Source organism: Streptomyces sp. NPDC007856 (assembly GCF_042868225.1).
Classification (GTDB): domain Bacteria; phylum Actinomycetota; class Actinomycetes; order Streptomycetales; family Streptomycetaceae; genus Streptomyces.
In genome coordinates this window covers 416,071-434,978 of sequence record NZ_JBIAEC010000004.1, presented here as the reverse complement: position 1 = coordinate 434,978, position 18,908 = coordinate 416,071, and the positions used below count along the sequence as shown (strand labels likewise).

The 18,908-nt window shown below is 72.8% G+C and carries 18 protein-coding genes; 13 read left to right on the top strand and 5 right to left on the bottom strand.

From position 1 onward, the window contains the following. The first annotated feature begins 35 nt into the window (after positions 1–35). The 7 genes from ACFYOH_RS13155 (at position 36) to ACFYOH_RS13125 (ending at position 9,193) form a co-directional block, all read left to right on the top strand. The gene (locus ACFYOH_RS13155; protein ID WP_388624741.1) at positions 36–1,499 is read left to right on the top strand and encodes a 3' terminal RNA ribose 2'-O-methyltransferase Hen1; all 1,464 of its coding nucleotides are present in this window, start codon (positions 36–38) and stop codon (positions 1,497–1,499) included. Further along, positions 1,496–4,042: a polynucleotide kinase-phosphatase gene (locus ACFYOH_RS13150; protein WP_388624738.1), complete on the top strand. Its 2,547-nt coding sequence runs from the start codon at positions 1,496–1,498 to the stop codon at positions 4,040–4,042. The genes ACFYOH_RS13155 and ACFYOH_RS13150 overlap by 4 nt, the downstream gene beginning before the upstream one ends. Before the next feature lie 385 nt (positions 4,043–4,427). Further along, entirely contained in the window at positions 4,428–4,658 is a 231-nt protein-coding gene (locus ACFYOH_RS13145; RefSeq protein ID WP_388624735.1) for a hypothetical protein, read from the top strand. Positions 4,659–4,690: 32 nt separating this feature from the next. After that, entirely contained in the window at positions 4,691–5,293 is a 603-nt protein-coding gene (locus ACFYOH_RS13140) for a DUF5825 family protein (RefSeq protein ID WP_388624733.1), read from the top strand. A gap of 29 nt (positions 5,294–5,322) precedes the next feature. Continuing rightward, on the top strand, positions 5,323–6,546 hold the full coding sequence (locus ACFYOH_RS13135; protein ID WP_388624730.1) for an arginine deiminase: 1,224 nt from the start codon (positions 5,323–5,325) through the stop codon (positions 6,544–6,546). A 63-nt stretch (positions 6,547–6,609) separates the two neighbouring features. Continuing rightward, a complete protein-coding gene (argF, locus tag ACFYOH_RS13130; RefSeq protein WP_388624728.1) occupies positions 6,610–7,620 on the top strand; it encodes an ornithine carbamoyltransferase in 1,011 nt (336 codons plus the stop codon). Between the two features lie 121 nt (positions 7,621–7,741). Continuing rightward, the gene (locus tag ACFYOH_RS13125) at positions 7,742–9,193 is read left to right on the top strand and encodes an amino acid permease (RefSeq protein ID WP_388624726.1); all 1,452 of its coding nucleotides are present in this window, start codon (positions 7,742–7,744) and stop codon (positions 9,191–9,193) included. Here ACFYOH_RS13125 and ACFYOH_RS13120 read toward each other — a convergent pair. Next, complete coding sequence (locus ACFYOH_RS13120; protein WP_388624723.1) at positions 9,150–9,605, bottom strand: ATP-binding protein; 456 nt, start codon at positions 9,603–9,605, stop codon at positions 9,150–9,152. The two genes, ACFYOH_RS13125 and ACFYOH_RS13120, sit on opposite strands and share 44 nt — an antisense overlap. Positions 9,606–9,900: 295 nt before the next feature. On the opposite strand from ACFYOH_RS13120, the gene ACFYOH_RS13115 reads away from it, so the two are divergent. The 3 genes from ACFYOH_RS13115 to ACFYOH_RS13105 are packed head-to-tail and all read left to right on the top strand — an operon-like array spanning position 9,901 to position 13,539. Beyond that, positions 9,901–10,728: an enoyl-CoA hydratase family protein gene (locus ACFYOH_RS13115; RefSeq protein ID WP_388624721.1), complete on the top strand. Its 828-nt coding sequence runs from the start codon at positions 9,901–9,903 to the stop codon at positions 10,726–10,728. Between the two features lie 6 nt (positions 10,729–10,734). Further along, positions 10,735–13,002: a bifunctional salicylyl-CoA 5-hydroxylase/oxidoreductase gene (locus tag ACFYOH_RS13110; protein ID WP_388624718.1), complete on the top strand. Its 2,268-nt coding sequence runs from the start codon at positions 10,735–10,737 to the stop codon at positions 13,000–13,002. Positions 13,003–13,059: 57 nt separating this feature from the next. Beyond that, entirely contained in the window at positions 13,060–13,539 is a 480-nt protein-coding gene (locus ACFYOH_RS13105; RefSeq protein ID WP_388624716.1) for a hypothetical protein, read from the top strand. Between the two features lie 12 nt (positions 13,540–13,551). Here the strand turns inward: ACFYOH_RS13105 and ACFYOH_RS13100 are convergent, their stop codons facing one another. Both ACFYOH_RS13100 and ACFYOH_RS13095 read right to left on the bottom strand, forming a co-directional pair. Continuing rightward, the gene (locus ACFYOH_RS13100; protein WP_388624713.1) at positions 13,552–14,364 is read right to left on the bottom strand and encodes a PaaX family transcriptional regulator C-terminal domain-containing protein; all 813 of its coding nucleotides are present in this window, start codon (positions 14,362–14,364) and stop codon (positions 13,552–13,554) included. Positions 14,365–14,379: 15 nt separating this feature from the next. Beyond that, positions 14,380–15,972, bottom strand: coding sequence for an AMP-binding protein (locus ACFYOH_RS13095; RefSeq protein WP_388624711.1), 1,593 nt, complete (start codon positions 15,970–15,972; stop codon positions 14,380–14,382). A gap of 253 nt (positions 15,973–16,225) precedes the next feature. Between ACFYOH_RS13095 and ACFYOH_RS13090 the strand changes: the two genes are divergently transcribed. Next, positions 16,226–17,359 carry an acyl-CoA dehydrogenase family protein gene (locus tag ACFYOH_RS13090; RefSeq protein ID WP_388624708.1) on the top strand — a complete coding sequence of 378 codons (1,134 nt, stop codon included), beginning with the start codon at positions 16,226–16,228 and terminating at the stop codon, positions 17,357–17,359. Continuing rightward, the gene (locus ACFYOH_RS13085; protein WP_388624705.1) at positions 17,356–17,754 is read left to right on the top strand and encodes a RidA family protein; all 399 of its coding nucleotides are present in this window, start codon (positions 17,356–17,358) and stop codon (positions 17,752–17,754) included. Before ACFYOH_RS13090 ends, ACFYOH_RS13085 begins: the two co-directional genes overlap by 4 nt. A gap of 10 nt (positions 17,755–17,764) precedes the next feature. Here ACFYOH_RS13085 and ACFYOH_RS13080 read toward each other — a convergent pair whose 3' ends face one another. Then, the gene (locus ACFYOH_RS13080; RefSeq protein WP_351806179.1) at positions 17,765–17,959 is read right to left on the bottom strand and encodes a DUF5999 family protein; all 195 of its coding nucleotides are present in this window, start codon (positions 17,957–17,959) and stop codon (positions 17,765–17,767) included. 237 nt (positions 17,960–18,196) lie between these two features. Between ACFYOH_RS13080 and ACFYOH_RS13075 the strand changes: the two genes are divergently transcribed. Then, positions 18,197–18,622, top strand: coding sequence for a DUF6299 family protein (locus ACFYOH_RS13075; RefSeq protein ID WP_388624702.1), 426 nt, complete (start codon positions 18,197–18,199; stop codon positions 18,620–18,622). A gap of 69 nt (positions 18,623–18,691) precedes the next feature. Here ACFYOH_RS13075 and ACFYOH_RS13070 read toward each other — a convergent pair whose 3' ends face one another. Beyond that, positions 18,692–18,892 carry an acyl-CoA carboxylase epsilon subunit gene (locus ACFYOH_RS13070; RefSeq protein WP_388624699.1) on the bottom strand — a complete coding sequence of 67 codons (201 nt, stop codon included), beginning with the start codon at positions 18,890–18,892 and terminating at the stop codon, positions 18,692–18,694. Positions 18,893–18,908: the final 16 nt, after the last annotated feature.

Genomic DNA, 18,908 nt, shown 5'->3' with positions numbered 1-18,908 from the left:
GGTCAGCGAGCCTTGATACCGGAAGACTCGGTCATGTGTTCCTGACGATCTCCACGCGCGGCGACGCCGCCCACCCGGCCACCGACCTCGGGTACCTGCTGCACAAGCACCCCGACAAGGCGCAGAAGTTCTCCACGTCGTACGGCACGGCGCACGTCTTCTACCCCGAGGCGGACGACCTGCGCTGCACGGCCGCGCTGCTGCTGGAGATCGACACGCTCGCGCTGGTCCGGCGGGGCAAGGGCAAGGGCCGCGGCGGCGCCCCCGACGCGGCGCTCGCGCAGTACGTCAACGACCGCCCCTACGCGGCCTCCTCGCTGCTCGCGGTCGCGCTGAGCGGCGTGTTCTCCAGCGCGATGAAGGGCACCTGCCACGCCAGGCCCGAACTCCCGGAACGGGCACGGCCGTTGCGCATCGAGGTGCCCGCGCTGCCCGCCCGCGGCGGACCGGAGCTCGTACGGCGTCTCTTCGAGCCGCTGGGCTGGACGGTCACCGCCGAACCGGTCCCCCTGGACGCCGAGTTCCCCGAGTGGGGCGACTCGCGCTATGCGCGTCTCGTCCTGGAGGCCGAGGAGCTGACCCTCGCCGAGGCCCTGCGCCACCTCTATGTCCTGCTGCCGGTCCTCGACGACGCCAAGCACTACTGGGTCTCCTCCGACGAGGTCGACAAGCTGCTGCGGGCCGGCGAGGGCTGGCTGCCCGCCCACCCGGAGCAGAAGCTGATCACCAGCCGGTACCTCTCCCGCCGCTGGTCGCTGACCCGGCAGGCGATGGAGCGGCTGGAGCTGGTGCGGCTCGCCGAGGCCGACGACAGCGAGGTCGAGGAGATCGACAACGCCGTCGAGGCCGAGACCGAGGAGGAGGAGCGGCCCACCCCGCTCGCCGTCCAGCGCCGGGAGGCGATCCTCGCCGCCCTGCGGGACCGGGGCGCCGCGCGCGTCCTGGATCTCGGCTGCGGACAGGGTGAGCTGGTGCGGGAGCTGCTGAAGGACGTGCGGTTCACCGAGATCGTCGGCCTCGACGTGTCGGTGCGGGCGCTCACCATCGCCTCCCGCCGGCTGAAGCTGGACCGCATGGGGGAGCGGCAGGCGTCCCGGGTCAAGCTGGTGCAGGGCTCGCTCGCCTACACCGACAAGCGGCTGAGGGGCTTCGACGCCGCCGTGCTCAGCGAGGTGATCGAGCACCTCGACCTGCCCCGGCTGCCCGCCCTGGAGTACGCCGTGTTCGGGCACGCCCGTCCCCGTACGGTCCTGGTGACCACCCCGAACGTCGAGTACAACGTCCGCTGGGAGACCCTGCCCGCCGGACACGCCCGGCACGGCGACCACCGCTTCGAGTGGACGCGCGAGGAGTTCCGCACCTGGGCGGCGAGAGTGGCGGAACGACACGGCTACGGCGTGGAGTTCGCCCCCGTCGGCCCGGACGACCCCGAGGTCGGTCCGCCCACCCAGATGGCACTGTTCACGATCAAGACCGAGAAGGAGGCGAAGGCGGCATGACCGAGACACCAGAGAACAAGGGGCGGATCCTCCCCGTCACGGACCTCTCCCTCGTCGTCCTCGTCGGCGCCTCCGGCTCCGGCAAGTCCACGTTCGCACGACGGCACTTCAAGCCCACCGAGGTGATCTCCTCGGACTTCTGCCGCGGTCTCGTCTCCGACGACGAGAACGACCAGAGCGCGACCCTGGACGCCTTCGACGTCCTGCACTACATCGCCGGCAAGCGGCTGGCCGCCGGCCGGCGCACCGTCGTGGACGCCACCAGCGTGCAGCAGGACGCCCGGCGTCAGCTGATCGAGCTGGCCAGGACGTACGACGTGCTGCCCATCGCCATCGTGCTGGACATGCCGGAGGAGGTGTGCGCCGAGCGCAACGCGGCCCGCACCGACCGCGCCGACATGCCCCGCCGGGTCATCCAGCGGCACATCCGCGAACTGCGCCGCTCGCTGAGGCACCTGGAGCGCGAGGGCTTCCGCAAGGTGCATGTCCTGCGCGGCGTCGAGGAGGCCGAGCACGCCGCCGTCGTCACCGAGAAGCGCTTCAACGACCTCACCCACCTCACGGGCCCCTTCGACGTCATCGGCGACATCCACGGCTGCTCCGCCGAACTGGAGGCGCTGCTCGCCAAGCTGGGCTACACGGACGGCGTCCACCCGGACGGCCGTACCGCCGTCTTCGTCGGCGACCTGGTCGACCGCGGCCCGGACACCCCGGGCGTGCTGCGCCGGGTGATGTCGATGGTCGAGACGGGCAACGCGCTGTGCGTGCCCGGCAACCACGAGAACAAGTACGGCCGCTACCTGGCGGGCCGCAACGTCCAGCACACCCACGGCCTCGCCGAGACCATCGCGCAGATGGAGGGCGAGAGCGAGGAGTTCAAGGAGCGGGTACGCAGGTTCCTGGCGGGCCTGGTCAGTCACTACGTCCTCGACGGCGGAAAGCTGGTCGTCTGCCACGCCGGCCTGCCCGAGAAGTACCACGGCCGCACCTCCGGCCGGGTCCGCTCGCACGCCCTGTACGGCGACACCACGGGCGAGACCGACGAGTTCGGTCTTCCGGTGCGCTACCCGTGGGCCGAGGACTACCGGGGCCGCGCGGCGGTGGTCTACGGCCACACCCCGGTTCCCGAGGCGACCTGGCTCAACAACACCATCTGCCTGGACACCGGCGCGGTCTTCGGCGGCAAGCTGACCGCGCTGCGCTGGCCGGAGCGCGAGCTGGTCGACGTACCGGCCGAGCGGGTCTGGTACGAGCCGGCCCGCCCGCTGCGCGCGGAGGCGCCCGGTGGCCGGGACGGCCGGCCGCTGGACCTGGCGGACGTCTACGGCCGCCGGGCCGTGGAGACCCGGCACGCGGGCATGGTGGCGGTCCGCGAGGAGAACGCGGCGGCGGCCCTGGAGGTCATGAGCCGCTTCGCGACCGACCCGCGCCTGCTGCCGTACCTGCCGCCGACCATGGCACCGACGCCGACGTCCCAGGTGGACGACTACCTGGAGCACCCGGTGGAGGCCTTCGCGCAGTACGCGGCGGACGGCGTCGAGCGGGTCGTGTGCGAGGAGAAGCACATGGGCTCGCGGGCCGTGGCCCTGGTGTGCCGGGACGCGGAGGCGGCACGGAAACGCTTTGGAGTGAACGGTCCGAGCGGGTCGCTCTACACCCGTACCGGGCGGCCGTTCCTCGACGACGAGCAGGTGACCGAGGAGATCCTCGGCCGGCTGCGCTCGGCGATCACGGGGGCGGGACTCTGGGACGAACTGGCCACCGACTGGGTGCTGTTGGACGCCGAGCTGATGCCGTGGTCGCTGAAGGCCTCGGGGCTGCTGCGCAGCCAGTACGCGGCGGTCGGCGCCGCGTCCGGCGCGGTCTTCCCGGGCGCGCTGGCCGCGCTGGAGGCGGCCTCGGCCCGGGGCGTCGACCTCACCGGCCTGCTGGACCGGCAGCGGGACCGGGCCGCCGACGCGGCCGCGTTCACCGCCGCCTACCGCCGCTACTGCTGGACCACCGACGGCCTGGACGGCGTACGCCTGGCGCCCTTCCAGCTGCTGGCCGTCCAGGGCCGCAGCCTCGCCGCGCTGCCGCACGACGAGCAACTGGCCCTGATCGACCGGCTGGTGGAGCACGACGGCACCGGACTGCTGCAGACCACCCGGCGGCTGTACGTCGACACCGGCGAGCCGGAGTCGGTGCGCGCGGGTGTCGACTGGTGGCTGGAGATGACCGGTCGCGGCGGCGAGGGCATGGTCGTCAAGCCGCTCGGCGCGCTGGTCCGGAACACCGACGGCCGGCTGGTGCAGCCCGGCATCAAGTGCCGGGGCCGGGAGTACCTGCGGATCATCTACGGCCCCGAGTACACCCGCCCGGACAACCTCGCCAAGCTGCGGCAGCGGTTCCTGAACCACAAGCGGTCCCTCGCCCTGCGCGAGTACGCCCTCGGCCTGGAGGCCCTGGACCGGCTCGCGGACGGGGAGCCGCTGTGGCGGGTGCACGAGGCGGTGTTCGGGGTGCTGGCCCTGGAGTCGGAGCCGGTGGATCCGCGCCTGTAGCCCGGTGGATCCGCGCCTGTGGCCCGGTGGGTCCGCGCCTGTAGCCCGCCACGCCGCATCCCGTCCGTCACGGAACGCCCTTGTGTCGCTGCACCTTCTGCGGGCTCAACGGCTTCGCCATGACTTTCCGCGCCAAGCCCGGGGAGCGGCTGTGGGCGGAGTTCGACCGGCTGGTGCGCCGGCGCCGCCTGGCGGGCCGGGCACGCGCACTCCCGGCTGCTGTTCGAGGAGGACGGCGGGGAGCTGCTGGTGCACGACCGGCGGCACGGGCGGCCACCGGCCACCCACCGCTTCACCGGCTGGCGCACCGAGGCGCTGCGCCGCCTGGCGGGCCGGGCACGCGCACTCCCGGCTGCTGTTCGAGGAGGACGGCGGGGAGCTGCTGGTGCACGACCGGCGGCACGGGCGGCCACCGGCCACCCACCGCTTCACCGGCTGGCGCACCGAGGCGCTGCGCCGCCTGAAGGAGGGCCGTACCGTACCGGCGCTGCACCGGCTGCTGACCGCCGACGGCCAGGGGCCGGCCTCGGACGTCCTCACCGCATGGGTCCGGCAGGCCCTGGAGCTCGGCCTGTTGTTCCGCGACGGGGCCACCTATGTGGCCCTGCCGACCTGAGGCGAGCCGGTCCGCCTGGCTGGGGGCGCGGTATGAGCGCGCCTGCGACCGCCGTGCCGTACCGGCTCGCGGGACGGCGGGTCGAAGTGACCGGGCCGCTGGACCGGAGCGGCTCGGGGCGCAGCACGGCGGAGGCGGTGCGCTTCCTGCGCGAGTGCCGGAGTCAGGGGCTGCCGGTTGCCTGGCGGGCCGTGGCGGGGCCGTCGTACGACATCGGACTGCTGCACCACCTGCCCCCCCCGCCGAGGGAACTGTCCGCGGACGAGGCGGAGTTGGCCGCCTGGCGGGCCGGACACGTCTTCGGGAGCCTCCACCACCGCCGCGGCCCCGCCTTTGTGACGGTCCTGGATCGCAGGGAGAAGGGCACGGCCGTACGGCTCACCCTCGACCACCCCGATCTCCTCGCCGCGGTCCTCCGCCTCCAGGACCCGGCACCGCTGGACGCGGTCGTCGGTCGACCGGGAGGCCGTCGGTCTCCTCCGAGCCGAGCGGCTGGTGCTGGCCGCCGGAGGCTGGGCGGTGGCGCTGCCCCCGCGCGTCCGGCGCCCGCCGGTCCCGTGCACCACGGTCTGACCGGGCCTTCTCATCAGGGAGACGAAAACAGGAGGAGTCGGAAACGGTCAACAAGGGCGTGAAGACGGGCGCGGACGGCCAGGATGGAGGCATGGCATACCACGTCGACTCCGAGGCCGGGCGGCTGCGCCGCGTGATCCTGCACCGGCCCGACCTGGAGCTCAAAAGGCTCACCCCCAGCAACAAGGACGCCCTGCTCTTCGACGACGTGCTGTGGGTGCGCCGGGCGCGCGCCGAGCACGACGGGTTCGCCGACGTCCTGCGGGACCGCGGGGTCGCCGTCCACCTCTTCGGCGACCTGCTCACCGAGACCCTGGAGCTTCCCGAGGCCCGCGCCCTCGTCCTGGACCGGGTCTTCCACGAGAAGGAGTACGGCCCCCTCGCCGCCGACCATCTGCGCGCCGCGTTCGAGGCCCTGCCCGCACGCGAGCTGGCCGAGGCGCTCGTGGGCGGCATGACCAAGCGCGAGTTCCTGCGGGCGCACGCGGAGCCGACCTCCGTCCGCTTCCATGTGATGGACCTCGACGACTTCCTCCTCGGCCCCCTCCCCAACCACCTCTTCACCCGCGACACCTCCGCCTGGATCTACGACGGAGTCGCGATCAACGCCATGCGGCTGCCCGCGCGGCAGCGGGAGACCGTCCACTTCGAGGCGATCTACCGCCATCACCCGCTGTTCCGCGCCGAGACGTTCAACGTCTGGTCCCAGGGGCAGGCCGACCACCCCTCCACCATCGAGGGCGGCGACGTCCTGGTGATCGGCAACGGCGCCGTCCTGGTCGGCATGAGCGAGCGCACCACCCCGCAGGCCGTGGAGATGCTGGCGTACAAGCTGTTCGCGGCAGGCTCGGCACGCACCATCGTCGCGCTCGACATGCCCAAGCGGCGCGCCTTCATGCACCTCGACACCGTGATGACCATGGTCGACGGCGACACCTTCACCCAGTACGCGGGGCTCGGCATGCTGCGCTCGTACACCATCGAGCCGGGGGTCTCCGAGAAGGAGCTGAAGGTCACCGACCATCCGCCGGAGCACATGCACCGCGCGATCGCCGCCGCCCTCGGCCTCGGTGAGATCCGGGTGCTGACCGCCACCCAGGACGTGCACGCCGCCGAGCGCGAGCAGTGGGACGACGGCTGCAACGTGCTCGCCGTCGAGCCCGGGGTCGTCGTCGCCTACGAGCGCAACTCGACCACCAACACGCATCTGCGCAAGCAGGGCATCGAGGTGATCGAGATCCCGGGCAGCGAGCTGGGCCGGGGCCGGGGCGGCCCGAGATGCATGAGCTGTCCCGTGGAGCGAGACGCTGTATAGATTTGTGAATAGTCGTATAGACTTCCATTGTCATTCGTAGTTCGTACGTCTGGAGCGCGCCCCATGGCGACAGTCCCGACCGCCCTCGCCGGCCGCCACTTCCTCAAGGAGCTGGACTTCACCGAGGAGGAGTTCCGCGGCCTGGTCGAGCTGGCAGCCGAGCTGAAGGCCGCCAAGAAGGCGGGGACCGAGACGCAGTACCTGCGCGGCCGGAACATCGCGCTGATCTTCGAGAAGACCTCGACCCGCACCCGCTGCGCGTTCGAGGTCGCCGCCGCCGACCAGGGCGCCCACACGACCTACCTGGACCCGTCCGGCTCGCAGATCGGCCACAAGGAGTCCGTCAAGGACACCGCGCGGGTGCTGGGCCGGATGTACGACGGCATCGAGTACCGCGGGGACAGCCAGGCCAAGGTCGAGGAGCTGGCGGCGCACGCCGGCGTGCCCGTCTACAACGGGCTCACCGACGACTGGCACCCCACCCAGATGCTCGCCGACGTGCTCACCATGACCGAGCACAGCGCCAGGCCGCTGAAGGAGATCGCCTTCGCCTACCTCGGCGACGCCCGCTTCAACATGGGCAACTCCTACCTGGTCACCGGCGCCCTGCTCGGCATGGACGTGCGGATCGTCGCCCCGAAGGCCTACTGGCCCGCCGAGGACGTCGTCACCCACGCCCGCAAGCTCGCCGAGGCGACCGGCGCCCGGGTCACCCTCACCGAGGACGTCCGGGAGGGCGTGTCGGGAGCGGACTTCGTCGCCACCGACGTGTGGGTCTCCATGGGTGAGCCGAAGGAGGTCTGGGCCGAGCGGATCGAGGCCCTCGCGCCGTACGCCGTGACCACGGACGTCCTGCGCGCCACCGGCAACCCGGACGTGAAGTTCCTGCACTGCCTGCCGGCCTTCCACGACCTCGGCACCAAGGTCGGCCGCGAGATCCACGAGACCTACGGCCTGACCTCGCTGGAGGTCACCGACGAGGTTTTCGAGTCCGCGCACTCGGTCGTCTTCGACGAGGCCGAGAACCGCCTGCACACCATCAAGGCGGTGCTGGTCGCCACACTCGCCCGCTGACCCTGGCCCACCGCCCCGACCTGCCCTTATCCTGACCGGCGGCCCCGCACCACCCCAGCCCGGGCCGCCGCCGCGACCTCACCCGGTCGCCCGCACCACCCAGAAACGAGCACCACCCGCAATGCCCGCTCCCCGCATCAAGTCCCCGCACCTGCTCGTCGCCGAATCCGGCGCCGACCGCGAGGGCCACGGCCTCAAGCGCACGATGGGCCTCTTCCAGCTCATCTGCTTCGGCGTCGGCGCCATCGTCGGCACCGGCATCTTCGTCGGCCTCTCCGACTCCGTCGCCCAGGCCGGCCCGGCCGTCGTCGTCTCCTTCGTCCTCGCCGCGATCACCTGCGTCTTCACCGCCTTCTCCTTCGCGGAGCTGGGCGGCGCGATCCCGGTCTCCGGCTCCTCGTACTCCTTCGCCTACGCCGGCCTCGGCGAGTCCACCGCCTTCCTGGTCGGCTGGTGCCTGCTGCTGGAGTACGGCATCTCCATCTCGGCCGTCGCCGTCGGCTGGAGCCAGTACGTCAACGAGCTGCTGCACAGCCTCACCGGCGTCCAGCTCCCGGCCGCGCTGTCCGCGGGCCCGGGCGACGGCGGGATCATCAACCTCCCCGCCGTGATCGTCATCGCTCTGGCCTCCGTGCTGCTGGTGCGCGGGGTGCGCGAGAGCGCGCGGGCGACGGCCGCCATGGCCGCGGTCAAGCTCGTCATCCTGCTGGCCTTCTGCGTCATCGGCTACAGCGCCTTCAAGCACGGCAACCTCACCCCGTTCTCGCCGGCCGGCCTCGGCGGCATCGGCGCGGGCACCACGGCCGCGTTCTTCTCCTACATCGGCTTCGACGCGATCACGACCGCCGGCGAGGAGGCCAAGAATCCGCGCCGGGACATCCCGGTCGCGATCATGGTCTGCATGGGCATCGTGACCCTGCTGTACTGCGCGGTCGCGCTGGCGGCGATCGGCGCCATCGGCGGCAAGCAGGTCGCCGGCCGCCCCGCCGCGCTGTCGTACGTCGTCAACGAGGTCACCGGCTCGGCCGTCGGCGGCGGAGTGATCGCTTTCGGCGCGGTCGTCGCCATCGCCTCGGTGGTCCTCGCGGTGATGTACGGCCAGACCCGCATCCTGATGTCGATGTCCCGGGACGGCCTGATCCCACGGGTCTTCGAGAAGGTGAACCCGAAGACCTCCACCCCGGTCGCCGGCACGCTGATCGTCGCCCTCGTCTTCGCGCTCCCGGCGGCCTTCGCCTCCCTCGACGCCGTGATGAACCTGTGCACCATCGGCACCCTGGCGATCATGGCCGTGGTGAACATCGTGGTGATCGCCCTGCGCCGCCGCGAACCGGGCCTCACCCGCAGCTTCCGGGTGCCGCTGTACCCGGTGGGCCCGCTGCTCGGCGTCGGCTTCTGCCTGTACCTGATGTACGAGACGGGCTGGCAGACCTGGGTCCAGTTCGCCGTGTTCCTCGTGGTGGGCCTGCTGATCTACGTCGGCTACGGCCGCCGGCACTCCACGCTGGCCCGGGCGGCCGCCCCGGAGGTCACGCCGAGCGCCGCCGCTGAGCGGGAACCGCAGGCAGTCTGAACCACACCGCCTTGCCCGACGGGGTGGGGCGGTGACCGCAGGACGAGCTGAGGGCGCGGATCAGCAGCAGCCCGCGCCCGCCCTCCTGCCACACGTCTGGCTCCTCGATCACCGGCCGGGTCAGATGGCCGGGCGGCGCCGGGTCCGGGTCGTGCACCTCGACCTGGCAGCCGGTCGGCAGCAGCTCCACCACCAGCTCTATCGGGCCGCGCCCGGCGGTGTGCTCCACCGCGTTGGCCACCAGCTCCGCCGTGAGCAGCTCCGCGGTGTCGCTGTCGGCCGGGTGCTCCACCTCGGCGAGGGCCGTGCGCACCAGGGCACGGGCCACGGGCACCGCCGCGGCGGTGTGCGGCAGTGCGATGCGCCAGGAGGCCGGTTCGGTGGGGCGTTCGTGCAAGGCGAGTCCGTTCATGGAGCAGGCTGTCCTGCTTTCGACTGTAGGAATGGTACGGGCCCGGCCACTTCGGACCGTCGGCGGGCTTCGCCCGGGACCCTCGGCCCCGGTACGGGCGGCTTACCCCGGCGAACGCCCCGCCTCGCCCGCCCGGGCCCCTTGTTACGGCGCTGTCGAGAACCGGTGACGCACGTGACCGGATCCGGCCGATCGGCCGCCGTCTGTCGCGTAGTCGTGACGACAGTCACAAATGAGTGATAACTTCATGGGACAGTGCAACGTACGGCACCGCCGCCCTAGGAGGCCGCACGTCATGAGTCCCTTCACCGGCTCCGCCGCCCGCACCTCCGACTGGGAGCACCTGCGGGTCCGGCTCGCCGACGGTGTCGCCACCGTCACCCTCGCCCGTCCCGAGAAGCTCAACGCGCTCACCTTCGGCGTCTACGCCGACCTGCGCGACCTGCTGGCCGAGCTGTCCCGGGAGCGCGCCGTACGCGCCCTGGTGCTGGCCGGCGAGGGACGCGGCTTCTGCTCGGGCGGCGACGTCGACGAGATCATCGGCGTCACCCTCGGCATGGACACCGCGCGGCTGCTCGACTTCAACCGGATGACGGGCCAGGTCGTGCGGGCGATCAGGGAGTGCCCGTTCCCGGTGATCGCCGCGGTGCACGGCGTGGCGGCCGGTGCCGGAGCGGTCCTGGCGCTGGCGGCCGACTTCCGCGTCGCGGACCCGAGCGCCCGCTTCGCCTTCCTCTTCACCCGCGTCGGCCTGTCCGGCGGCGACATGGGCGCGGCCTATCTGCTGCCCCGTGTCGTCGGCCTCGGCCACGCCACCCGGCTGCTCATGCTGGGCGAACCGGTCCGGGCCCCCGAGGCCGAGCGCATCGGCCTGATCAGCGAGCTGACCGAGGAGGGGCGGGCCGACGAGGCGGCTCAAGCGCTGGCCCGCCGCCTGGCCGACGGCCCCGCACTGGCGTACGCCCAGACGAAGGCCCTGCTCACGTCCGAGCTGGACATGCCCTTGGCGGCCTCCGTCGAGCTGGACGCCTCGACCCAGGCCCTGCTGATGAACGGCGAGGACTACGCGGAGTTCCACGCGGCCTTCACGGAGAAACGCCCGCCGAAGTGGCGGGGGAGGTGAGCCTTCATGCGCGTGGCGATCATCGGTGGCGGCCCCGGGGGCCTGTACGCCGCAGCGCTCCTCAAGCGGCTCGATCCCACCCGTGAGGTCACCGTCTGGGAGCGCAACGCCCCGGACGTCACGTTCGGCTTCGGAGTCGTCCTGTCCGACGAGACCCTCGGCGGCATCGAACACGCCGACCCCGTCGTCTACGCGGCCCTGCAACGGGACTTCGTCCGCTGGGACGACATCGACATCGTCCACCGGGGTGTCACCCACCGCTCCGGCGGCCACGGCTTCGCCGCGCTCGGCAGGCGCCGTCTCCTGGAGATCCTGCACGAGCGCTGCCGCTCCCTCGGCGTGGACCTGAGGTTCTCCACCGAGGCGCCGCACCCGGACACGCTCTCCGCCGCGTACGACCTCGTGATCGCCGCCGACGGAGTCAACAGCACCACCCGCGCCGCCTACGCCGATGTGTTCCGCCCGCGGGTGACGACACACCGCTGTCGCTACATCTGGCTCGCCGCCGACTTCGCGTTCGACGCCTTCCGCTTCGAGATCGCCGAGACCGAGCACGGCGTGATGCAGCTGCACGGCTACCCCTATGCGGCCGACGCCTCCACCGTGATCGTGGAGATGCGCGAGGAGGTCTGGAAGGCGGCGGGATTCGACGAGCTCACCCCGCACGAGTCCGTCGAGCGCTGCGCCAAGATCTTCTCCGACGCGCTCCGCGGCCGCCCCCTGCGCTCCAACAACTCGGCCTGGACCACCTTCCGTACGGTGGTCGACGACCGCTGGTCGCACGGCAACGTCGTCCTCCTCGGCGACGCGGCGCACACCGCCCACTTCTCCATCGGCTCGGGCACGAAACTCGCCGTGGAGGACGCCCTCGCACTCGCGGCGTGCCTGCGCGAACAGCCCACACTCGAAACGGCACTGGCGGCCTACGAGGAGGAGCGCAAACCCGTCGTCGCCTCCACTCAGCGCGCCGCCCGGGCCAGCCTCGAATGGTTCGAGAACCTCTCCCTCCACCTCGGCCGGCCGCCCCGCCAGTTCGCCTTCGACCTGCTCACCCGCAGCCGCCGCGTCACCCACGACAACCTCCGGCTGCGCGACCCCCACTTCACCGCGGCGGTCGAGCGCGAGTTCGGCTGCCCGCCCGGCACCCCCCCGATGTTCACCCCGTTCCGGCTGCGTGGTCTGACCCTGCGCAACCGGGTCGTGGTGTCGCCGATGGACATGTACTCCGCCACCGACGGCGTCCCCGGCGACTTCCATCTGGTCCACCTCGGCGCCCGCGCCCTCGGCGGGGCCGGTCTGGTCATGACCGAGATGGTGTGCGTGAGCGAGGAGGGCCGGATCACGCCGGGCTGCGCCGGGCTCTACACCGGCAGGCAGGCCGAGGCCTGGCGGCGGGTCACCGACTTCGTGCACGCCCAGGCGCCCGGCACCGCGATCGGCGTGCAGCTCGGGCACTCCGGCCGCAAGGGTTCCACGAAGCTGATGTGGGAGGGCATGGACGAGCCGCTGCCGCGCGGCAACTGGCCCCTGGTCGCCGCCTCCCCGCTGCCGTACAAGCCGGGCAGCCAGCTCCCTCGGCAGCTCTCCCGGGCCCAACTGACCGACATCCGCGAGCAGTTCACCGCCGCCGCGTGGCAGGCCGCGCGGGCCGGCTTCGACCTGCTCGAACTGCACTGCGCGCACGGCTATCTGCTCTCCGGCTTCCTCTCCCCGCTCACCAACCGGCGCACCGACGCCTACGGCGGCTCGCCGGAGCGACGACTGAGGTTCCCGCTGGAGGTCTTCGACGCCCTCCGCGCGGTGTGGCCGGCGGAGCGGCCGATGACGGTGCGCATCTCCGCGACGGACTGGGCCGAGGGCGGTACGACCGCCGAGGACGCGGTGGAGATCGCCCGCGCCTTCGCCGCGCACGGCGCCGACGCGATCGACGTCTCCACCGGGCAGGTGGTGGCCGAGGAGCGGCCGGAGTTCGGGCGGTCGTACCAGACGCCGTTCGCCGACCGGATCCGGCAGCAGGCGGGTGTCCCGGTGATCGCTGTCGGCGCGATCTCGTCCTGGGACGACGTCAACTCCCTGATCCTCGCCGGGCGCGCGGACCTGTGCGCGCTGGGCCGTCCGCACCTGTACGACCCGCACTGGACCCTGCACGCGGCGGCCGAGCAGGGCTACGAAGGCCCCGGTGTGGTCTGGCCCGCGCCCTATCGCGCCGGCAGTCGCCGCCCGCAGACCGGCCGCACGGACGCCCCGAAGCCGCGGTTGTCCCTCGGTGGATGACTGTCAGTGCCGTCTGCTGTACTCGACTCGTGGGGCAGTGAGACGAACGGAGACGTCATGGGCGTGTCGCACGAGTACTTCCTCGCCGGTGACCGGGGCACGGCGGTGGAGCGGGTCATCGGGCCGGACGGTGAGTGGCTGGGCTTGGCCGGGGTCGATGTGGGGAACATGGACCCTCATCTGGCGCTGCCCCGGCTGATCGCCTTCGCGGCGGGCATACCGCCGGCCCGCGGGGAGCGGCCCGAACTGGTCTCGCCCGACCCGGACGAGGTGCCGTACCCCCATGAGACGCCGGTGGTGTCCGGGACCGCGTGGGACGAAGGGACGTTCCTCGAGGAACTGCCCGACGCCTGGCGGGACACCCTCGCCGACGTGGTCGAGGACGCGGTGCCGATGCTCGCGCTCCAGGCGTGCGACATCGACGAGGCGTACTTCGCCGACTACCTGCACGCCGAGGACAGCATCCGCACCTTCGTCGGCCTGGCCCACCGCGCCCGGACGGAGGGAGCACACCTGTACTGCCTGACCTCCCTGTGAGACCGCCCCGTCTCACACCCCCGCGAACTCCGCACCCGCGTCCCGCAGCCGCTCGTGCAGGGCGCGGAACACCTCCGCCGAGCGCAGGCCCGGCCAGCCGGTGGGCAGCAGTGGGGTGGGCAGGCCGGGGTCGGTGTACGGCAGGTGGCGCCAGGAGTCGAGGGCGAGGAGGTAGTCCCGGTAGGCCTCCTCGGGCGGGGTGCTGCCGCGGCGCTCCCAGGCCCGCAGCACCGGGGCGTGCGCGTCCAGGAACCGCTCGTGCTCCTTGGCGATCGCGGTCAGGTCCCACCAGCGGGCGACCGACTCGGCCGTCGGGGCGAAGCCCACGTGCTCGCCGCGGAAGAGGTCGACGTACGGGTCCAGGTGCAGCCGGCGCAGGGTGTGCCGGGTCTCCTCGTAGAGGCGGGCCGGGGCGATCCACACCCCGGGGGCCGCCGTGCCGAAGCCCAGGCCGGCCAGCCGGGAGCGCAGCACATGCCGCTTCTGCCGCTCTGACTCGGGCACGGAGAACACCGCGAGCACCCAGCCCGCGTCCTCCACGGGCGTGGTCGCGTAGATGCGCCGGTCGCCGTCCTCCAGCAACTGGCGTGCCCCCGGGGAGAGTTCGTAGCCGGCCGCGCCCTGCTCGGTGCGGGCCGGCAGCAGCAGGCCGCGGCGTTTGAGCCGGGACACCGAGGAACGCACGGAGGGCGCGTCCACGCCGACCGCGGCCAGGAGCCGGATCAGCTCGGCGACGGGCACCGGGCCGGGCATGAAGCGGCCGTACGCGCCGTAGAGCGTGACGATGAGGGACCTGGGGGCGTGCTGCTCGGACACGTTGATCATTTTAGGTCGTCGGCATCACTGCCGGTCACCTTCGCTGCGCAGCCGGAAACGCTGGAGCTTGCCGGTGGCGGTGCGCGGGAGCGCGTCGAGGAAGACGAACTCGCGCGGGCATTTGTAGGGTGCCAGCTCGGACTTGAGGAAGCCGCGCAGGGCCTCGGGGTCGCGCCGGGCGCCCTCGCGCAGCACGGTGAAGGCGACCACCACCTGTCCGCGGGCCTCGTCCGGGCGGCCGACGACCGCCGTCTCCGCCACGTCCGGGTGCCGCAGCAGCGCGTCCTCCACCTCCGGTCCGGCGATGTTGTACCCGGCGGAGATGATCATGTCGTCGGCCCGGGCCACATAGCGGAAGTAGCCGTCCGGCTCGCGGACATAGGTGTCGCCGGTGATGTTCCAGCCGCCGCGTACGTACCCGCGCTGGCGCGGGTCGGCGAGGTAGCGGCAGCCGACCGGGCCGCGCACGGCGAGCAGTCCGGGCTCGCCGTCCGGCACCGGCCTGCCGTGCGCGTCCTGCACCCGCGCCTGCCAGCCCGGCACCGGCACCCCCGTGGTGCCCGGCCTGATCCGCTCGTCGGCCGCGGAGACGAAGATGTGCAGCAGCTCGGTCGCGCCGATGCCGTTGATGACACGCAGGCCGGTGCGCTCGTGCCAGGCCCGCCAGGTGGCCGCGGGCAGGTTCTCGCCGGCCGACACGCAGCGCCGCAGCGAGGAGACGTCGTGCCCGTCGAGCCGCTCCAGCATGGCGCGGTAGGCGGTCGGGGCGGTGAACAGGACCGAGACGCGGTGCTCGGCGATCGCGGGGAGCAGTTGCCGGGGGCCGGCCTGTTCCAGGAGCAGGGAGCTGGCGCCGGCCCGCATCGGGAAGACCACCAGGCCGCCCAGGCCGAAGGTGAAGCCGAGCGGGGGGCTGCCGGTGAAGACGTCGTCCGCGCGTGGGCGCAGCACATGCCGGGAGAAGGTGTCCGCGATCGCCAGCACGTCCCGGTGGAAGTGCATGCACCCTTTCGGGCGACCCGTCGTCCCCGAGGTGAACGCGATCAGGGCCACGTCGTCGGCGGCGGTGTCGACCGCCGGGTACGGCGTGCCGGGCGCCGGGCGGTTGAGGAGGTCGTCGGGGCCGTCGCCGCCGTACGTCGTGATCCGCAGCCCGGGTATGTCGGCCTTCGCCAGATCCGCCACCGACCGGATGTCGCACAGCGCGTGCCGCACCAGGGCGATCTCGCACATGGTGGCCAGCTCGTGCGGGCGCTGCTGGGCCAGCACGGTCACGGCTATCGCGCCCGCCTTCAGCACGGCCAGCCAGCAGGCGGCCAGCCAGGGCGTGGTGGGGCCGCGCAGCAGCACCCGGTTGCCGGGGACCACGCCGAGGTCGCCGGTGAGCACGTGCGCGATCCGGTCCACCCGCGCGCGCAACTCGCCGTACGTCCAGCTCGGCCCGTCCGGGGTGTGGAAGACCGGGTGGTCCGCCTCGGCGTGGTCGAGGAGTTCGGCGGCGCAGTTCAGCCGCTCGGGATAGCGCAGTTCCGGCAGGTCGAACCGCAGCTCGGGCCACTCGTCCGGCGGCGGCAGATGGTCGCGCGCGAAGGTGTCGACATGGGCCGAGCGGTGCATGGCGGTTCGCCCCCTTGCCGTGACAAGCGTCGAAGACGGGCGTCGTGGTGGGCACCGGCGTCCTGATGGGCTCGCGCATCGAGCGTATCGTCTTGGTGACGGCAGTCAAGGTTGCGCGATAACGTGGGTGGGGAGCCGGGGTGGCCAAGAGGGTGGCTCGTCGCCGGAAGGCGCTGGGGCGGGCCGCGGTGGTGCCGTCCCGGACGGTGAACGGGAAGGGTCAGGGTGGCCCGGACCGGAGGGAGGACCGGCAGTGCCCGCATTCTCGCTCGACCCGCGGCAGACCGCCTGGTGCGCCGAGCTGCGCACGACGGCCGCCGAACGGCTGCGCCCGCTCGCCGACAAGGGCGAGCCCGGACGCGTCAACCGGCCGCTCCTCGCCGAGCTCGGCCAACTCGGCCTGCTAGCAAGGCTGTTCACCTCGGGCGCGCTGGACCTGTGTCTGATGCGCGAATCCCTCGCCCAGTCCTGCACCGAGGCCGAGACCGCGCTCGCGCTGCAGGGCCTGGGCGCCCATCCGGTGCACGCCCACGGCAGCCCCGCCCAGCGCGAGCGCTGGCTGCCCCGGGTCGCCGACGGGAGCGCGGTCGCCGCCTTCGCGCTGAGCGAGCCGGGGGCGGGTTCGGACGCGGCCGCGCTGTCCCTCGCGGCCGAGCCCGACGGCGCCGGCCGCTGGCGGCTCACCGGCGCCAAGCGCTGGATCTCCAACGCCCCCGAGGCCGACTTCTACACCGTCTTCGCCCGCACCACGCCCGGCGCCAAAGCCCGCGGTGTGACCGCCTTCCTCGTCCCCGCGGACCGGCCCGGGCTCACCGGCACCCCGCTGGACATGCTTTCGCCGCACCCCATCGGCTCCCTGGACTTCGACGCCGTACCGGTGACCGCCGACGACGTGCTCGGCGAGCGCGATCGCGGTTTCACGGTCGCCATGGGCACCCTCAACCTCTTCCGCCCCAGCGTCGGCGCCTTCGCGGTCGGCATGGCCCAGGCCGCGCTCGACGCCACCCTCGGCCACACCCGCCGCCGCGAGGCCTTCGGCGGCCGGCTGATGGACCTGCAGACCGTCTCCCACCAGGTCGCCGAGATGGCCCTGCGCACCGAGGCCGCCCGGCTGATGGTGTACGCGGCGGCGACGGCGTACGACGAGGGCGCCGCCGACGTCCCGAAGCGCGCCGCGATGGCCAAGCTGCTCGCCACCGAGACCGCGCAGTACGTCGTCGACACCGCCGTCCAGCTGCACGGCGCCCAGGCCCTGCGTCGCGGCCACCTCCTCGAACACCTCTACCGCGAGGTGCGCGCCCCGCGCATCTACGAGGGCGCGAGCGAGGTCCAACGGGGCATCATCGCCAAGGAGTTGTACGCAAGGACCGAGGAGGCCCCCCGGTGACGACCGAGCGCGTCAACCCGCCCGAGCTGTCCCCGCCCACGGGGTTCTCGCACGCCGTCGTCGCCTCCGGCTCGCGCGTGGTGTTCCTCGCGGGCCAGACCGCCCTGGACGCCGACGGCAAGGTCACCGGGGACACGCTGCCCGAGCAGTTCGAGCGGGCCCTCGGCAACCTCCTCGCGGCCCTGCGCGCGGCCGGCGGCACCCCCGCGGACCTCGCCCGGGTCACCGTCTACGCCACGGACGTCGCCGCGTACCGCGCCCACGCCGGCCGACTCGGCCGCATCTGGCGGGACTTGGCGGGCCGGGACTACCCGGCGATGGCCGTCGTACAGGTCGCACGGCTGTGGGACGAGCAGGCGATGGTGGAGCTGGACGGGTTCGCGGTGCTGCCGTAGCGGGCCGGGGTCAGGCCGCTGTGGCGAGGCGTTCGGCCGGGACCCGGCACGGCGGGACCACGCTGCCGTCCGGGTGCAGTTCGCCGCTGTCGTCGAACACGATCGAGCCGTCGCACAGCAAGGTCCAGCCCTGCTCGGGATGGGCGGCCACCGGATGCCGCAGGGCGGGGCCGGACGCGGGGCACGAGGACTGGTTGGAGCACATGGCGCACCTCCACATCGGGATGTGAGGGGCCGGCGGGTTCGGCCGCCGCCCGTCATGCATAGACCATGCTCCCGCCGTGAACGCCCCGGAACCGCGCGCCGTGAAGCGTGACAACAACCGGACAACTCCCGGACGGTTCCAGGACGCGCCACCGATGGAGTGACGATCACGACCTGCGGCACGGCCGACCGGTACCAGTGGAAGCCATCGTCCCCCCACGGAACCGGGAGATACCCCATGCCCACTCGCCTCGCCCTCGCCGCGGCCCTCGGCGCCGTCGCCCTGCTGTGTGTCGCCGGCGGCCCGGCAGGCGCCGACTCCTCCGAGGCCGTCACCGTCGACACCACCGGCCGTATCGCGTCCGACGGCACGATCACGCTCTCCGGCAGCTACCGCTGCACCGCCGGCACCGGACCGGTGTTCGTCAGCTCCTCGCTCAGCCAGAGCGACGCCCGGGTCAAGCACGGCATCGGCGGCGGCGTCGCCCAGTGCGACGGCGCCGAGCACCGCTGGCAGAACAGCGGCAAGGTCGGCTCCGAGACCCTCAGGACCGGTCCCGCCCATGTGCAGGCCAGCCTCATGGAGTTGCGGCCCTCGGGCATCGCCCCGCTGCTCGCCTTCCACGGAGTCACGGACCAGGACATCACCCTCGTCCAGGGCTGAACGACGGGTGCCGGGCGGCCCGGACGCGGGACGCGCCGGGCCGTTCGGTGCTGTCGCGGGGTGCGCCGGTCAGGAGCGCTGCCAGCTGTGCGGCGCGTGGAAGGCGTGCGGGCGCCAGGAGGTGGTGCCGGGGGAGGAGGGCTCCGCATCGGCACCGGCGAGGGCGCCCCGGCTGAGGAGCAGCACCGCGAGGGCGGCCAGTTCCTCGTCGGTGGCCTGGCCCTTCTCGACCCGGATCGGCGGGGTGGGGGACGCGGGGGACACGGGCATGGGGACCTCCGTCACA

Bases quoted from the DNA above. Each gene is read 5' to 3' on its own strand.
- ACFYOH_RS13150 (WP_388624738.1), top strand. From the start codon at position 1,496: ATGACCGAGACACCAGAGAACAAGGGGCGGATCCTCCCCGTCACGGAC.
- ACFYOH_RS13070 (WP_388624699.1), bottom strand. From the start codon at position 18,892: ATGCCCGTGTCCCCCGCGTCCCCCACCCCGCCGATCCGGGTCGAGAAG.
- ACFYOH_RS13120 (WP_388624723.1), bottom strand. From the start codon at position 9,605: ATGAACGGACTCGCCTTGCACGAACGCCCCACCGAACCGGCCTCCTGG.
- ACFYOH_RS13110 (WP_388624718.1), top strand. From the start codon at position 10,735: ATGCGCGTGGCGATCATCGGTGGCGGCCCCGGGGGCCTGTACGCCGCA.
- argF (WP_388624728.1), top strand. From the start codon at position 6,610: ATGGCGACAGTCCCGACCGCCCTCGCCGGCCGCCACTTCCTCAAGGAG.
- ACFYOH_RS13100 (WP_388624713.1), bottom strand. From the start codon at position 14,364: ATGATCAACGTGTCCGAGCAGCACGCCCCCAGGTCCCTCATCGTCACG.
- ACFYOH_RS13105 (WP_388624716.1), top strand. From the start codon at position 13,060: ATGGGCGTGTCGCACGAGTACTTCCTCGCCGGTGACCGGGGCACGGCG.
- ACFYOH_RS13115 (WP_388624721.1), top strand. From the start codon at position 9,901: ATGAGTCCCTTCACCGGCTCCGCCGCCCGCACCTCCGACTGGGAGCAC.
- ACFYOH_RS13140 (WP_388624733.1), top strand. From the start codon at position 4,691: ATGAGCGCGCCTGCGACCGCCGTGCCGTACCGGCTCGCGGGACGGCGG.
- ACFYOH_RS13075 (WP_388624702.1), top strand. From the start codon at position 18,197: ATGCCCACTCGCCTCGCCCTCGCCGCGGCCCTCGGCGCCGTCGCCCTG.
- ACFYOH_RS13095 (WP_388624711.1), bottom strand. From the start codon at position 15,972: ATGCACCGCTCGGCCCATGTCGACACCTTCGCGCGCGACCATCTGCCG.
- ACFYOH_RS13135 (WP_388624730.1), top strand. From the start codon at position 5,323: ATGGCATACCACGTCGACTCCGAGGCCGGGCGGCTGCGCCGCGTGATC.
- ACFYOH_RS13125 (WP_388624726.1), top strand. From the start codon at position 7,742: ATGCCCGCTCCCCGCATCAAGTCCCCGCACCTGCTCGTCGCCGAATCC.
- ACFYOH_RS13080 (WP_351806179.1), bottom strand. From the start codon at position 17,959: ATGTGCTCCAACCAGTCCTCGTGCCCCGCGTCCGGCCCCGCCCTGCGG.